17 protein-coding genes are annotated in these 13930 nt (G+C 55.9%); 7 read left to right on the forward strand and 10 right to left on the reverse strand.

The features are described from left to right. Positions 1-74: 74 nt before the first annotated feature. The 4 genes from ACI3K0_RS18695 to ACI3K0_RS18710 are packed head-to-tail and all read right to left on the reverse strand — an operon-like array spanning position 75 to position 2486. Entirely contained in the window at positions 75-821 is a 747-nt protein-coding gene (locus ACI3K0_RS18695) for a rhomboid family intramembrane serine protease (RefSeq protein WP_404945924.1), read from the reverse strand. 22 nt (positions 822-843) lie between these two features. After that, on the reverse strand, positions 844-1416 hold the full coding sequence (locus ACI3K0_RS18700; protein ID WP_148148240.1) for a cob(I)yrinic acid a,c-diamide adenosyltransferase: 573 nt from the start codon (positions 1414-1416) through the stop codon (positions 844-846). 12 nt (positions 1417-1428) lie between these two features. Then, the gene (locus ACI3K0_RS18705; RefSeq protein ID WP_404945925.1) at positions 1429-1632 is read right to left on the reverse strand and encodes a twin transmembrane helix small protein; all 204 of its coding nucleotides are present in this window, start codon (positions 1630-1632) and stop codon (positions 1429-1431) included. Positions 1633-1652: 20 nt separating this feature from the next. Beyond that, on the reverse strand, positions 1653-2486 hold the full coding sequence (locus tag ACI3K0_RS18710) for an SDR family oxidoreductase (RefSeq protein WP_404945926.1): 834 nt from the start codon (positions 2484-2486) through the stop codon (positions 1653-1655). Between the two features lie 82 nt (positions 2487-2568). Between ACI3K0_RS18710 and ACI3K0_RS18715 the strand changes: the two genes are divergently transcribed. Beyond that, a complete protein-coding gene (locus ACI3K0_RS18715; protein WP_404945927.1) occupies positions 2569-3543 on the forward strand; it encodes a YihY/virulence factor BrkB family protein in 975 nt (324 codons plus the stop codon). Here the strand turns inward: ACI3K0_RS18715 and gluQRS are convergent. Then, positions 3472-4353: a tRNA glutamyl-Q(34) synthetase GluQRS gene (gene gluQRS, locus ACI3K0_RS18720; RefSeq protein WP_183828210.1), complete on the reverse strand. Its 882-nt coding sequence runs from the start codon at positions 4351-4353 to the stop codon at positions 3472-3474. The genes ACI3K0_RS18715 and gluQRS overlap by 72 nt on opposite strands. A gap of 195 nt (positions 4354-4548) precedes the next feature. Here gluQRS and ACI3K0_RS18725 point away from each other — a divergent pair, with 195 nt between their 5' ends. After that, complete coding sequence (locus ACI3K0_RS18725) at positions 4549-5205, forward strand: DNA-3-methyladenine glycosylase (RefSeq protein ID WP_183828207.1); 657 nt, start codon at positions 4549-4551, stop codon at positions 5203-5205. 99 nt (positions 5206-5304) lie between these two features. Beyond that, positions 5305-5862, forward strand: coding sequence for an HNH endonuclease (locus ACI3K0_RS18730; RefSeq protein WP_404945928.1), 558 nt, complete (start codon positions 5305-5307; stop codon positions 5860-5862). Between the two features lie 33 nt (positions 5863-5895). Here the strand turns inward: ACI3K0_RS18730 and ACI3K0_RS18735 are convergent, their stop codons facing one another. The 3 genes from ACI3K0_RS18735 to ACI3K0_RS18745 all read right to left on the reverse strand — a co-directional run bounded on the left by ACI3K0_RS18735 (position 5896) and on the right by ACI3K0_RS18745 (position 7409). Then, on the reverse strand, positions 5896-6411 hold the full coding sequence (locus ACI3K0_RS18735) for a disulfide bond formation protein B (RefSeq protein ID WP_206828076.1): 516 nt from the start codon (positions 6409-6411) through the stop codon (positions 5896-5898). A gap of 251 nt (positions 6412-6662) precedes the next feature. Next, on the reverse strand, positions 6663-7004 hold the full coding sequence (locus ACI3K0_RS18740; protein WP_404945929.1) for a hypothetical protein: 342 nt from the start codon (positions 7002-7004) through the stop codon (positions 6663-6665). A 123-nt stretch (positions 7005-7127) separates the two neighbouring features. Then, positions 7128-7409, reverse strand: a complete 282-nt coding sequence (locus tag ACI3K0_RS18745) for a hypothetical protein (protein WP_148148248.1) — start codon at positions 7407-7409, stop codon at positions 7128-7130. Between the two features lie 776 nt (positions 7410-8185). On the opposite strand from ACI3K0_RS18745, the gene ACI3K0_RS18750 reads away from it, so the two are divergent. The 3 genes from ACI3K0_RS18750 (at position 8186) to ACI3K0_RS18760 (ending at position 12274) form a co-directional block, all read left to right on the forward strand. Then, the gene (locus ACI3K0_RS18750) at positions 8186-9538 is read left to right on the forward strand and encodes a hypothetical protein (protein ID WP_404945930.1); all 1353 of its coding nucleotides are present in this window, start codon (positions 8186-8188) and stop codon (positions 9536-9538) included. A gap of 315 nt (positions 9539-9853) precedes the next feature. Next, positions 9854-11338 carry a hypothetical protein gene (locus ACI3K0_RS18755; RefSeq protein WP_404945931.1) on the forward strand — a complete coding sequence of 495 codons (1485 nt, stop codon included), beginning with the start codon at positions 9854-9856 and terminating at the stop codon, positions 11336-11338. A 51-nt stretch (positions 11339-11389) separates the two neighbouring features. Next, positions 11390-12274 (forward strand): DNA adenine methylase, encoded by an 885-nt coding sequence (locus tag ACI3K0_RS18760; RefSeq protein ID WP_404945932.1) that lies wholly within the window; start codon positions 11390-11392, stop codon positions 12272-12274. A 437-nt stretch (positions 12275-12711) separates the two neighbouring features. Here ACI3K0_RS18760 and ACI3K0_RS18765 read toward each other — a convergent pair whose 3' ends face one another. After that, entirely contained in the window at positions 12712-13050 is a 339-nt protein-coding gene (locus tag ACI3K0_RS18765; protein WP_404945933.1) for a hypothetical protein, read from the reverse strand. After that, positions 13050-13508 carry a hypothetical protein gene (locus ACI3K0_RS18770; protein ID WP_404945934.1) on the reverse strand — a complete coding sequence of 153 codons (459 nt, stop codon included), beginning with the start codon at positions 13506-13508 and terminating at the stop codon, positions 13050-13052. Before ACI3K0_RS18770 ends, ACI3K0_RS18765 begins: the two co-directional genes overlap by 1 nt. 78 nt (positions 13509-13586) lie before the next feature. Here ACI3K0_RS18770 and ACI3K0_RS18775 point away from each other — a divergent pair, with 78 nt between their 5' ends. Further along, positions 13587-13886, forward strand: coding sequence for a hypothetical protein (locus ACI3K0_RS18775; protein WP_404945935.1), 300 nt, complete (start codon positions 13587-13589; stop codon positions 13884-13886). The last annotated feature ends 44 nt before the right edge of the window (positions 13887-13930 follow it).

A 13930-nucleotide genomic window follows, 5' to 3' on the forward strand; every position in this document is an offset into this window, starting at 1 on the left:
GGCGACATGGATACGCATTTTTCACCCGATTACAACGCCGTTTCCATGCCGACACTTGCGCATTTCTCATATCCCTATTCGACGCGTGCCGGTACCTGCGGAACGCTGGTTTTATGATGTACGGCGCGAGGGGTGACGATCTGTCGGTCGAAGAGCGGAACCCCGGGACGGCGCATGACGAGAACCAGAAGCGCGCCGGCGATGATGCCGCCCACATGCGCTCCCCAGGAGACGGCGTCATCCATGTTCAGCGCCAGCATGACGAATTGCTGGGCAATCCAGAGCGCCAGCGGAATGAAGGCGGGAAGCGGCAGGGGAATACGAAAGAGCACCAGGACCCACACCCGTACCCGCGGATGCAGCAGAAAATAGGCGGCAACCACGCCGGAAATCGCACCCGATGCACCGATCAGCGGGCCTTCCGATTGGGGGGTAACGAAACCATGGAGTGCGGCTCCCGCTGCGGCGCAGAGAAGATAGAAGATCAGGAAGCGGAAATGGCCCAGCGCATCCTCGACATTATCGCCAAAGACCCAAAGGAAAAGCATGTTGGGGGCGAGATGCCAGAAATCGATATGCAGGAAGGCATAGGTCAGGAAGGTCATATCTTCCGGCACCAGGACCAGTGATGGATCGAGAACCGCGTGGTCGAAGATCAGGGCAGGGATGAAACCCAAGCCCAGTGACGCACGCTCCGCCTGTTCCACCGGAGCGAATGTGGTGAACAGCCATGCCAGCACATTCAGCACGATCAGGCTGATCGTGATCCATTGGACGCGGATATATTTCAGTTCGTTCGTGTCATGCAGCGGGACGAACATGCGCGACCTCCTGGAGCGGCGTTTAGCGGTGTTTGCCGGGTACCCACAAAATGTCAGCCTGTCCGCGATCATTGGCAAAGCGGGCGGCGACGAAGAGGAAATCGGAGAGGCGGTTGATGTATTTCAGCGCCGCGGCGCCCACCTTTTCCTGCCGCGACAGCTCGACCATCAGCCGTTCGGCGCGCCTTGCGATCGTGCGTGCCATATGCAGGTGTGCGGCCGCTGCCGTGCCGCCGGGCAGCACGAAGGATTTCAAGGGATCAAGCTCGCCGTTCAGGGCGTCGATCTCCCGCTCCAGCCGCTCCGCCTGCGCCTCGATGATGCGCAGTGGCTCGTAGCTCAACTCCTCGCCGGTGTCGGGTGTCGCAAGGTCCGAGCCGAGATCGAAGAGATCGTTCTGAATGCGGACAAGCATGACGTCCAGTTCGTCGAGGCCGATGGTATGAAGCCGGGCGAGGCCGACCGCCGAATTGGTTTCGTCAACCGTGCCGTAAGCTTCCACCCGCAGGTCGAATTTTTCGCGGCGCGGACCGGAGACAAGCCCGGTCGTGCCTTTGTCGCCGGTGCGGGTATAGATCTTGTTCAGCTTGACCATGTTTTCTTTTCCTTAGCTTGGCCTTCCCCCGCCGGTGATCCACAGCGTCAGCATGATAAGCGCAATCGCCACCGCCTGCAGGATGACGCGCAGTTGCATCAGCTTGTTCGAGCGGTTGGCGTCCGTACCTTTCAGCATGTTGATCAGACCGCGGATCAGCACGAACACGACGAGACCCATCACGATCAGGGTTAGAAAGGTAGTGAAGCTCGACATGTCCTGCCTCCCGTCAGTTGTCAGTCGATACGGCGCATCAGCGTGTAGAAAAGCTGAGCCGGGAGCAATTTCTTCAGCAACGCACCCTGCTTTGCAGGTCTGGTTACCAGATAATGCGGCTTTGGACGAGGCGCGTTCAAGGCATGATCGAGCACCTTGTAAACGGCTTCCGGACCAAGCTTGTGGCGGTTGACGGGGCCGCTGCCATCAAGGCGTTGCAGCTGCCTCGCGTAGTCGGCGGCATGTACGGAGCCGGTCAGATCGATATTCTCGCTGATCTTGGCGAGTGCATTGGCGGTGAAGCGGGTGGTGATCGGGCCGGGCTCGATCAGGCTCACCTCGATGCCGCTGCCGGCCAGTTCCATGCGCAGGGTCAGCGTCAGTCCTTCGAGCGCATATTTCGAGGCCGTGTAAGCCCCGCGATAACGATAAGGCAAAAGGCCGAGGATGGAGGAGCAGTTTACGATGCGGCCGCGCCCTTGAGCCCGCATGAGGGGAATGATCTGGCGGGTCAGTTCGTGCCAGCCGAAGAGATTGGTCTCGAACTGGATGCGCAGCACATCCGTCGCCAGATCCTCCACCGCTCCCGGCTGGCCGTAGGCGCCATTGTTGAACAGCGCGTCGATCCTGCCATCGGTGCGTTCGACCACGGTTTTTACCAGCTGATCGATCGTATCCTGCTTCGTGTAATCGAGGATCAGCGCCTCTATGCCGTCAGCTTCAAGGGCAGTGAGATCTTCGCTGTTTCGAACCGTTGCGAAGACGCGCCAGCCGTCTGCCTTCAATGCCCTTGCCGCATAAGCGCCGATGCCGGAGGAACAGCCGGTGACGATGATCGTTCTTGTTGCAGTCATTCAGGAATTCTTCCTCGGCACTCACCTGTACAAGTGAGAATGTTCCTCCCATATTTCGCCCTAAGTCACAACGGAGCAGACCTTGCAGGAAGAAATACGCCGGCCGCGATGGCACCGATTGGCCTTCAAGGTCCTGTGGGATGCCTATTGGCATTTCACGGAGGATGACGGCTGGGCCATGGCCAGCCATGTGGCGCTTTCCGGGCTCCTAGCGCTGTTCCCGTTCCTGATCTTCGGCACTGCACTTGCCGGTTTTCTCGGTGCCGGCGGATTTTCAGAAACGGCAATCCACCTGATGTTCGATGCCTGGCCGGCGGATATCGCTAATCCGATCGCGTCGGAAATCCAGCGGGTAATCGACATGCCGCGCGGCGGGCTTCTGACGGTTTCCGTGCTTGCAGCCGCCTACTTCGCCTCCAACGGCGTTGAGGCCCTGCGCATCTCGCTCAATCGTGCCTATCGGGTGACCGAAACGCGGGCATGGTATGTGACGCGCCTTGCCAGCCTCGGTTACGTCATCGTCGCGGTGGTGATCTTTGCCGTGATCAGCATCGTGCTTCTGGCGGTGCCGGTGGCGCAGCGCTTTGCCGAGACGAAATTCCCCTGGCTGATGAGCGATCTCAACGCGCTTGCCAATTGGGGCCTCGTCGGCACCGGCCTGCTTCTGATGCTTGGCCTGCTCTTTTCCCACAAATGGCTGCCGGCTGGCGACCGGCGGATCATCGATGTGCTTCCAGGTGTGGTGCTGACCATCGTCATCTGGACGATCTTCGGTTTCGGTTTCGCCTATTACCTGGCGAGTTTTGCCAATTACGCGGCCACCTATGCGGGCCTTGCCTCGATCATGATCGTGCTCGTCTTCCTCTATATGGTCGGCGTGATCTTCATGCTCGGGGCCGAACTCAATGCGGCTATCCTGAAATACAAGGTCTATTCGGTGGTCAATCAGGTGAACAAGAAGCGCAAGGCAAAGCGCGCCGGCCGCTCAGAGCCCGACGATGCGGCGAATGTCGCCGGGCAGGAGGCCCTCGTCACGAAGAGCCGCAATTCCGGTTGAGCCTTCGCTTTTCGACAGTTTTCGCCCGTCGCTTCCGACAATCAACTGATGGTGATGATAGACCGGCTCAGGCAAGCCGAGCAGTTCCTGCAGCAACCTGTGGATGGCGGTAGCCGTATAGAGATCTTCGCCCCGCACCACATGGGTAATTCCCTGCAACGCATCGTCGATCACGACCGACAGATGATAGCTCGACGGCGCATCCGAGCGTGACAGGATCACATCACCCCAGATCGTCGGATCAGCCGGGATTGTCTCGGGGTGGCCGGTGCCGGTTTCCTGCCATGAAAGCTGCTTGCCGACCAGGGCCATCGCCTTCATCACATCCATTCGCCACGCGTGTTTGATCCCCTTGGCGATAAGATGCGCCCGTTCCGCCTCGTTGCGCAGTCTGTCGTCATCAGGATAAAGCGGCGAGCCATCGGGATCGCGCGGCCAGTTTTTTCCATTTGTTTCATATGCCGTAACGTGCGCCTTCACCTCGCCGCGGGTGAGGAATGTGGGATAGACGAGGCCCATGCTCCGCAATCTGTCGAGCGCGTCCCGGTAGGCATCGAAATGCTCTGACTGGCGGCGCACCGGCATTTCCCAGTCGAGACCGAGCCAGGTGAGATCGCGATAGATCATCTCCTCGAATTCGGCTGTACAGCGCGTGAGGTCTATGTCTTCGATGCGCAGCAGAAACCGCCCACCACTCGCCTTCGCCATGTCGTGGTTCAGAAACGCCGAAAGCGCATGGCCGAGATGGAGAAAGCCATTCGGGCTGGGGGCGAAACGATAGACGGGTTTTTCTGGCGGTGAGTTCGGCATTGATTGCTTGCGTTCGGGCTTGCTTGCGTCTGGATCCTCGGTTCAAGCCCGAGGATGACGAGCCTGTGGAGACGTTTTTACCACATAGCACCCTGAGAGCTTGCTGAAAGGTGTCTCCTGGCACCTATCATGCAAACCTTTCGTTCGTCATCCTCGGGCTTGACCCGGGGATCCAGACACAAGCATGAAAGCGTCATGCGCGAAGACCAGATCAATATCATCCGCAACGACGCCGATATCGAAGCCGGGCTCAACCAGCTCCTGCAACTCGACCCTCGCCTTGTCCCGATTGCCGAGATCGCCGGCCCGCTGCCGCTCAGGCTTGCTGCGCCCGGCTTTGCCGGTCTCGCCTCGATCATCGTCTCGCAGATGGTGTCGCGGGCAAGTGCGGATGCGATCTGGCGGCGGATCGAGGCGGTGGGGCCGGTCACGGCGCAAGCCTATGCCGCGCTTGATCCCGAGATTATTGCCACATTCGGCCTTTCGCGTGCCAAAGCCTCGACCCTGCGGAAACTTTCCGAAGCTGTGCTCACCGGTGCGATCGATCTGGATGCGATCTGCGTGATTGAGGGCGAGGCGGCGCTTCGGCAGCTTGTGCTTCTCCCCGGCATCGGGCCGTGGACGGCGGAAGTCTATCTGATATTCTGCGCCGGCCATGCGGATGTCTTTCCCGGCGGCGACGTGGCGCTGCAGACATCCGTGGCTCGTGCCTTCGCAATGGAGCAGCGGCCGGTGGCAAAAGAACTCGCCGAAATCGCCCGGTCATGGGCGCCTTACCGGTCGATCGCGGCCAGACTTTTCTGGGCCTATTACGCTGCGACGATGCGTCGCGAGGCTTTGCCCATCGTATAAATGCGGGGAAGTATCCCGCTGCATTTATAGGGCTTCACAATCCTGTAACAACGGACCTAATATAGAGGAGATAGATGCCGAATCGGGTAGGAGCGTCACTTGACGATTGCAGTCTCCCCGCAGGCCTTGCCGGCGCTCGTGTTGAACGCTGACTACCGGCCGCTGAGTTACTATCCCTTGTCGTTGTGGTCCTGGCAGGACGCGATCAAGGCGGTCTTCCTTGACCGTGTCAACATCATCGCCGAATACGACCATTCGGTCTGCTCGCCCAGCTTCTCGATGAAGCTGCCGAGCGTCGTCAGCCTCAAGACCTATGTTCAGCCGACCCGTAACCCGGCCTTTACGCGGTTCAACGTGTTCCTGCGCGACAAGTTCGAATGCCAGTATTGCGGCGCGGATGACGAACTGACCTTCGATCACGTCATTCCCCGTGCCCATGGCGGCGAGACGACTTGGGAGAATGTCGTGGCGGCCTGTTCCCCTTGCAATCTGCGCAAGGGCAGCAAATTGCCGAAACAGGCCGGCATGATCCCGCACCAGAAACCCTATGCACCGAGCATGCAGGATCTTCATAACAACGGCCGGCTGTTTCCGCCAAACTATCTTCATGAAAGCTGGATGGACTATCTCTACTGGGATACTGAGCTACAGCCCTGATCATACCAGTCGATCTGATCGCACGAAGGCCGCTTAAGCGGCCTTTTTTGCGCCGATGAAGGCAACGGCTGCGAGGAAAATGCTGGCGACGACGTTCCAGCCGGCAAAGGACAGGCCGAGCACGCGAAGGGCAGCGTCGGCGCAGGACGGGCCGTGAACCGTGTTCAGGTCGCCGAGCAGATTGCCGGCATTGGTGGTGATCGCTGTGCTGCCACCGCAGGCGGAAGGGCCGGGCCAGAAACCCCATTCGACGCCCGAGTGGTAGACACCCATGCCGGCGCCGACCAGCATCATGATGCCGATGACGATCAGAAGCGAACGGGTAATCCAGGAGGGCAGGCCGAAAGCTGCCGAACCAACCGCAAGAATCCCGATCGGAATGCCGAAATAGTAAGGGTCTCGCTCAAGCAGGCAGAGAGCGCAGGGAATGTAGCCGCCGATATGTTCGAAGCCCAGAGCGCTGCCGACTGTTGCGGCCATGGCAAGGGTCAGGAAGCCGGCATAAGCTACTCCCGTGCTGAACCTTGTGGTGGAACCTGCCAGCGCCATTGCGCATCTCCTTCATAATCGCCATCGAACGCTGCCGTTCGATATTGTGCCGATTGGGTCAAATTGGGCCGAAGCTGTAGAGCACAATCCGCCAGTCTGTAAACCGGTGGACATGTCAGCGTAACACTCTGCCTTCGGCAAATTGTCGTGATCGGCCTTCTCGTCTTTCGGAATGCTAACGGGAGACGCGAGAACTGCAAAGGCTCGCTATGGCCGCGCGTCATCGTGTCAGCGGCCCGGACGACGTGTCTTCAGATCTTCACCACTTCGTCTCGCCAGAACACGATCACATATCCTCCTGTCGGCGCCGTGCTTGCCGCCCACTTCTTGAGCTGTGACATATACGGCTCACGACGCCATAGGTCGGGTCGGTCAGGATCGGCCAGGATTGTGATCTGCTGCCCCTGCCCGTAGACCATCATGTGGGATTTCAACGGATCCCACTCATCGCCCAGACCGTTGTCGAGCATCCAGTGGCAAAGGAAATCACGACAGAGTTTCGGGCGATCTACATAGATGGAACAGCCTCGCCCGGCAATGCAGTGCCTGCACCATTGATCTGCCGGCTTGTCGAGGTCATCGATATCGGGCAATCGGCAACAAAGCGTGCAACCATCGCATGAACGGCTGGCGAGAGGTGCCAGGGCGGGGGGCAGGTTCAAATCTCGTAAGCCTGATTGTTCAGCCCGAGCGGTTCAGTCGTGGCTGGCATTTGCTCAGTGTCTTTGGATGCGCTCATGCAGAGCAGTTGCAAGAGCCTGAAGAAACTCCTTGCGTCGTGCGTCGGACGCCTTTTCCGCTCCCAATTCGACCGGCTCTCGGATCTTCTGCATGAATCCGAGATGATTGAAACTATCGGCAGCCACGTTCACTTCGACCTCATCCATGAAATGTTTCAGAAAAGGCGCCAAGGCGAGATTGGTGTCTTTCTGATATTGGACAGCCATTTGCTGAGCAAGGGTGCACATCTGGACGTAGGGGCCGAATTCGGCGCTCATCTAGTTCTTCTCCATTTTTCCTCGATGCCCAGTCATTTAGGAAGATTTACGTGCATCGCAACAGGGAGCTTGAAGATGCATGCCGGATATTGTCTCACGGCAGGTCATCCTAAGGCAAATGCGGGGAGATATCTGCACGGCTTTAATCGCGCAAACTGACAATTGATCTGTCTATTTCGGATAATATGGTGCCCCGTGCCGGCGTACCTTAAATCAGCAAAAGCAGTAGCTTAAGCGTTATCTGGACCAATGCCGCCAACACATCTTAATTACGCTTTTTCGGAAAGTGTCCAGCAAGAATTTGCATTTCGAAACACATGGTACGTCAGAGGCCACGCATCGTGAATCAAGTAAAGACGATAATCGGGGTGGGAAGCTCCGAGTCTTACCAGAACTGATGTAGCCGGCGGCTGCCGTCAAAAAGTTCGAGTTACTCAACGACCACGATTTTTCGCCAATTCACCAGTAAAATCAACGAACCTCACACTGGGTGCGGGGCTATGCCGATGTTTTGATTTTGTTTCGAAAAATTAAACCGTCCCCGCACCTGGGAAATGATTTATTCGACTGATGTTTCTACAAACGGAACGTGAGCAAGTCTCGACACTCATAGGGCCAAATAGGCCAAACAACAGGATCTAGACTCTCTCTCGGCCCCAGCGGCGATGCCGCGGATCTGACTGGGATTAGCTTGCGCGACCTTTTTTGATCTTGACGATGCTGACCCTCTCGATGAAGAGGAGCGCTAGCTGCGAGATCACTCGAGGAAGGTTTCTATGGGCGCTGGCTTGACGGATATGGAGGAACTATCGGCCAGGGTCGCAGATCCTGGGATGGCCGATTATGTGCGGGAAGCTATGACCTGTTACAGCGTCGGGGCTAACCGCGCCTGCATCGTACTCACCTGTAACGCGCTGTTTGAGGATCTTAGACAGAAAGTGCGCGTACTGTCCTCGGTGAGCTCGGACGCCAAGAAGATATCTGATGACATAGAGCTATTAGCGCAAGATCAGAAGCCCTATGAATCGACTTTGGTGGACAGGTTAGCCTCGAAATCAATCATCACAACTCTACAGAGTCAGCGTCTTAAGCAACTCATAGACCATCGCAATAAAGCAGCACACCCTTCAGGATTGCATGCGTCGGCGGAAGAAGCGCGGTTCGTCTTCTTTGAGGCTATCGACAAGTTTTTGAGTGCCCCCATACTGTCATCGACACAGCATGTGGATCTGCTTTTGCAGAGAATGGCCGGCGCGAACTATTTTCCGGATCGGTCCGTAACAAACATTAATGCGGTGGTGGCCGCAGAGGTGAGAGAGATACATCCTCTTACCTACCCATATTTGATCTTGAAGCTCGTTCAACTGTGTAAGTCTATTTCTGCCGACATTCAGCGTAACGGACGCTTCTTTCTCACAGGTATGGCGGGCCTCAATCAAGAGGCTATCCGCGAAGCATTAGACAAGCATCTCATCGTCAAAGAGGCACATGATCTCCTCATGTGGGAGACACTCGCAGCGCCGCTGGCAGTGGACCCTCGACTGCTATTGACATCAGATGGCGCCACGAAATTGCGCCTAGCAAAACTGCTCGTCCACATTGTGGCTTCAACCGAAAGCGGATTGGCAGTAACAATTCTAAGACATCCACTTCACTTGCTGAACCAGATGACGAGCGAGCTCAGTACGGCTGAATTGCTACCGTTTCACGAGTTCGCGGACGCCGTGATAGAAGCGTACTGGCATAATCCGCAAATCGTAGGCAGCTTGAAAAAGTCTGGCCGGATTCGATCAAAGATCATGGAGGCCCTAATCTCTAGGGCAGGCTCTAGTACTTATGACGTAGCTAACCGTCTCGCTCGCGCCATTCCAGAATTCGACGCAGAGCTTTCGACTTACATCAGCGACGAGGAAGCGTTCAGGTTGCTCTCATCCATTCAGCAGGCTGCCAACTGGGGAGCGTGGGGTGCCTCAGCTGTTCAATCAGACACCTACAACCAGATTCCAACCCTAAAGAAAAAAGCCTTCGAGTTCATGCAGCTGGACGAAGTAGCTGCCGAGGCGATTGCCAAAGAGTATTCTGGTGCCGACTTTGATGGCTTGAAAGCCCAACTAAGCAGCGGTCGATGAGGGAACGAAGCAGTGTGTCTGGCAGGGCCTGAGCTACAAGACCCAACACACCTGAGATACGCCAACCAGAGGAACTCTGGCAGGACGTCGACTTGTTGTTACTCAACGAAAACAACGAGTTTATTTCTATATTTGGATGCAAACCCAACATCGATTCAATGTGTTTTTTTAAGCGCACCGACTTACTCAGCAGGTGTGAAACCGACGCTCGGTAAACCGAGGGGTGCGAGGTGCCTGCAGTCTATGAGTTGATGCGGACCATTTACTAGTCTGCATGCTTGCGGCTAGAACTCTCGGCAACTTCTGGGGGAATCAATGAAAATTGACATCGCTAGCATCTCGCTTGATATCCAAAACTTTCGTCACAAGAACGTCGCCACCGAACGAGAGGCGATGGAAATTCTTCTTAAAGAAGATAAGATCCACAAAATTTCCGAGCTGGCCCAAGACATCGTGGAGATGGGGGGACTTGATCCGTCGTCGCTGATGATTGTGATGGAAGACTCAGATCACCCAGGAGGCTACATCGCACTTGAGGGCAACAGGCGATTGACGGCACTTAAGACCCTGATCAATCCTCAGATCGCCGCCGGAACACCGCCCTTTCCTACCTTCAAAGCTCTAAGTTCCCGCTTTCTAGCACTGAACATCAAAGATCTTGAGTGCGTAGTAGAAGAGCGGAGCAAAGCCTTCGCATGGATCAAGCGCAAGCATTACAATGCGATGGGCGGCAGAGGCGTCGTAGGGTGGAACGCTATAGCGACCGCACGGAGCGACGCCTCGGAAGGAAAATATGCTCGTTGGATGACGACGCTGAATTTTTTGGAAGGCCACGGAATAGACACTGACGAGCTTCTTGAGGGCATCGCATCAAAAACTACGACTGTCGAGCGCGTTTTGGTCTCTCCATCAATTGCGGGCACTCTCGGGCTGATCTTTGACCGATCTGGCAAGGTCGAACCTGAGAATGGTGACGAAGCCGCTGCCGCCCGCCTTCTGGTCGCATTGCTCAAAGCTATGGGACAACCAGACTTCAACGAACCAAAAGTGACAACCGCCAGTCTACAGCGCGAATATATTGAGGGCTTCGCCGCGCTTAGTGTCAAGAAGAACCCAGCGCCGGTCAAACAAAACGCCGGAAACGCAGCCAACGGTCACAGCGCAACGAATGGATCTGCATCTGGCGGATCGACAGCAGGAGCCGGCACGAATACCGGAGCAGGATCCTCTTCTGGTGGAAGCAGCTCTTCAGTGGGCAGTGTTAGTTCCGGCAGCGGTTCTGGCGGAGCAAGCGCTCAAGCTGCGGGGACTGCCTCATCGACAACAAGATCGAAACCTGTGAAAACTAGGAAAAAGCTCGCAGCTAATGGCCTCCGTATAAGCAACGATGGTCTAAACCGTTTCTACGGAGAGTTGCGTAAACTGAGCGTCGACCAAAGCCCTTACATAAGCTCGGTGATGAACCGCATTTTCCTCGAAAAATCCACGATGGTTTTTCTTGAGGCAATGGCTGTAACCTCCCAAAACCCCAACGGATGGCATGACAGCAATGTCAAACTCCGCTCGAAGGTAGGTGCTGTTTTAGGGGTGATTGATCCCAAAAAGAAGATCCGCAGTTTGGAGTACGCACGAGATATTGCGAACGCTGCGCAGGACAAAATTCATACTTTGGACAGTATGAACGAAGCCATACATGACCATAAAGCCATTCCGTCGACTCAGGAGATCATCACTGTGTGGGATCGCCTTCACCCCTACTACGAAGAGATCTTCAACTACCTTGAAAAGAATGGGAAATAATTCTGGCCGAGGCGCGAAGTTTATGTTAGCCGAGGATATGCGGAGGCGCCTATGACCAATTATTCACCTCTTAGATATCCAGGCGGCAAGGGCAAGCTCGCACCCTACCTCACGGACATCCTCCGCCTAAACTCGTTGGAGGGCGGACATTACGCCGAGCCCTTTGCGGGGGGCGCAGCGGTTGCGTTAGATCTACTTTTCTCCGAGCGGGTCAAGCATATCCATATTAATGATATCGACCTGAACGTACACTCCTTCTGGCATTCGGTTATCTACGAGACCGACGCGTTCGTGGATCGCATCTTGAGCACAAAGATCGACGTTGAGACGTGGCTACAGGCTAGAGAGATCAAGCGCTATCCCGAGAGCCATTCACCATTCGAAGTCGGGTTCGCAGCATTTTTTCTAAACCGGACCAATCGTTCCGGTATTTTGAATGGTGGAATGATCGGTGGACTTGATCAAAGCGGAAACTACAAGATCGACTGCCGTTTCAACCGTCAGGACCTGGCAGAGCGGACTAAGCGTATTGGCCTGTATAGGTCGCGAATATCGCTCACACGACTTGACGCTTCAGATTTCCTGTCGGCTCACCTGAATACTATCCCTGAGAAATGTCTCGTCTACATTGATCCGCCCTATTATGTTAAGGGTGCCTTCTTGTATCAAAATCATTACGTTCACCAGGATCACGCCCAGCTAGCTTCAGTCATTTCCGAGATGAAACATCACCGATGGATCGTCTCGTATGACAATGCCGAGCAGATCCGTCGCCTATACACGGATTTCGAGCAGGAACAGTTTAGCATCAACTACAGCGCCCGAAACTATGCGAAAGGCACCGAGGTGATGATCTTCGACCGCGGGTTGAAGAGACCGGGGCAAGTCTTCGCAACGCAGGCGGAGCAGCGCAGATACCAGAGGGCGGCGGGTTAACATATCTACCTGTTCGGTTGTCCAGCTCGCTCTCTCCTTGGTAAGGGAGAGACCAAGAGTTCAAATCTCTTCAACAAGGCCAGTCCACCCACAAATTTTAGGGGCAGTTCAGTTCGAGGGAAAACTGAAGGCTCGCCGTAGTACACTCGACCGGGGGTCAAGGGGTCGTGGGTTCGAATCCCGCCATTCCGACCAATTATCCCCTTGATATCATTTGATATTATGGCATTTCTTAAGTTTGCCCGTATTGGCAAATACGGAACAAAAAGCGCTCAAATCACCAGTTCCGGCGCATAAAGTTCCGAAAAAGTCCCGAACAAATCCGGCTGCGTTCTTGGTTCGTGCTGCAGAGTCAATTTGGTTGCCAGATTGGTGCTCAAGCTCCCCGCCGCCTTCCCAACGAAAAAAAGCGCGAGGCCCGGTTAGGGGCCTCGCGCTCAATGCTTTTCGCGGATCATCTCTTTCTCGAGCGACGCCAACCCCTTCGTCAGCTCGTCGATAGATTCGGTCATGTCCTTGACCGCACGCTCGAGGGACTTGCGGTAATTGAGGTTTTCCTCTGTTCCCTCTTCAATCGCTACCCTGACGTCCTTCACGGCATTTTCGAGATTACGGACTGAGGAGCTGTCCACAAGGGCCGCCGCCACCTCCAGGGTCGGAGCCGTCCCACCCCCGTCCCTTCTGCCTCGCCGGAAACCGAGCCCGACAGCCAAGCCGGTCACCAGTATCACAAGAGCATTTGCGATTTTCTCATAGTCCAGCCCGGTCCAATCCATTACCGCTTTTCCATTCCCTGCGAACCAACATCAGCCCATGACCGATGCGTATTGATGATTTCCAGCAGAACCATTGTGGACCAGGCGATCACCCCTGACGCTGCGCCGCCCGAAGTAAGCCAAGCCATGAAGAACCCAAGCGACACTTGAGACCATATCCCTACCCCGATCAGCGAGGCACCCGCGCGGATGTGAGGCGAGAAGACGAAACCTCGGAAGGTTCCGTTGATCGTCAGCGCCGCGAGCCGAGCGAGGCCACTGGCAATAACGAATAATGCCCAGGTCGTTTCATCAGCCCAATCAGCAAGGACAGTGAAAGATGGCGACGTCTGGAACATCGTGGGGTCGTTCATCAAGACAAGGTAGAGACCGAAGGTCGGCCAGAGCATGATCCATTCCGACGCTCGGATCCTGAAGTGGTTGGCGACGCCACCGGCGACACGGCGCAACAAGATCATTGGCCGCCTCCTGTGAAAGGTTTCGACATAGAGTTTTCCATAGTTGACAGAAACCACGGCGCAGGATTTCGATCAGCCATGGGTCATGACTGGGAAAAACAATACGAGTGGCGGGTGACATGGCCGGGTGAAGGCCATGAGGATTGGTCCGGTTATGACGGCGATATCTACATCGGCCGGATCATGCGCGACCTGACGACGCACACGCACAAGAACGAGTTCATGTGGTCAGGCGGCGCTCATGGGAGAGACGGCTTCAAAACGCGTATCATCATGCCCCATCGGGGATGGGAGAAAGAACACTGGCAGGCCGCGAAGGCGGTGGAGGACTGGTATGATAGAATGCGCGAGGCGAACGGATTGCTGCCTCGCAAATAACGTCAACTCGACATCGCCCTATGGAATACAGCCGAATTAATATT

Origin of the sequence: Rhizobium sp. ZW T2_16, assembly GCF_044987325.1 — a bacterium.
Lineage (GTDB): Bacteria > Pseudomonadota > Alphaproteobacteria > Rhizobiales > Rhizobiaceae > Neorhizobium > Neorhizobium cellulosilyticum.

What these genes read in the sequence shown, in the direction of transcription:
- ACI3K0_RS18700 (WP_148148240.1), bottom strand. Translation starts at nt 1,416, where the DNA reads ATGGTCAAGCTGAACAAGATCTATACCCGCACCGGCGACAAAGGCACG.
- ACI3K0_RS18770 (WP_404945934.1), bottom strand. Translation starts at nt 13,508, where the DNA reads ATGATCTTGTTGCGCCGTGTCGCCGGTGGCGTCGCCAACCACTTCAGG.
- ACI3K0_RS18755 (WP_404945931.1), top strand. Translation starts at nt 9,854, where the DNA reads ATGAAAATTGACATCGCTAGCATCTCGCTTGATATCCAAAACTTTCGT.
- gluQRS (WP_183828210.1), bottom strand. Translation starts at nt 4,353, where the DNA reads ATGCCGAACTCACCGCCAGAAAAACCCGTCTATCGTTTCGCCCCCAGC.
- ACI3K0_RS18735 (WP_206828076.1), bottom strand. Translation starts at nt 6,411, where the DNA reads ATGGCGCTGGCAGGTTCCACCACAAGGTTCAGCACGGGAGTAGCTTAT.
- ACI3K0_RS18765 (WP_404945933.1), bottom strand. Translation starts at nt 13,050, where the DNA reads ATGGATTGGACCGGGCTGGACTATGAGAAAATCGCAAATGCTCTTGTG.
- ACI3K0_RS18725 (WP_183828207.1), top strand. Translation starts at nt 4,549, where the DNA reads ATGCGCGAAGACCAGATCAATATCATCCGCAACGACGCCGATATCGAA.
- ACI3K0_RS18750 (WP_404945930.1), top strand. Translation starts at nt 8,186, where the DNA reads ATGGGCGCTGGCTTGACGGATATGGAGGAACTATCGGCCAGGGTCGCA.
- ACI3K0_RS18695 (WP_404945924.1), bottom strand. Translation starts at nt 821, where the DNA reads ATGTTCGTCCCGCTGCATGACACGAACGAACTGAAATATATCCGCGTC.
- ACI3K0_RS18760 (WP_404945932.1), top strand. Translation starts at nt 11,390, where the DNA reads ATGACCAATTATTCACCTCTTAGATATCCAGGCGGCAAGGGCAAGCTC.
- ACI3K0_RS18710 (WP_404945926.1), bottom strand. Translation starts at nt 2,486, where the DNA reads ATGACTGCAACAAGAACGATCATCGTCACCGGCTGTTCCTCCGGCATC.
- ACI3K0_RS18745 (WP_148148248.1), bottom strand. Translation starts at nt 7,409, where the DNA reads ATGAGCGCCGAATTCGGCCCCTACGTCCAGATGTGCACCCTTGCTCAG.
- ACI3K0_RS18775 (WP_404945935.1), top strand. Translation starts at nt 13,587, where the DNA reads ATGGGTCATGACTGGGAAAAACAATACGAGTGGCGGGTGACATGGCCG.
- ACI3K0_RS18705 (WP_404945925.1), bottom strand. Translation starts at nt 1,632, where the DNA reads ATGTCGAGCTTCACTACCTTTCTAACCCTGATCGTGATGGGTCTCGTC.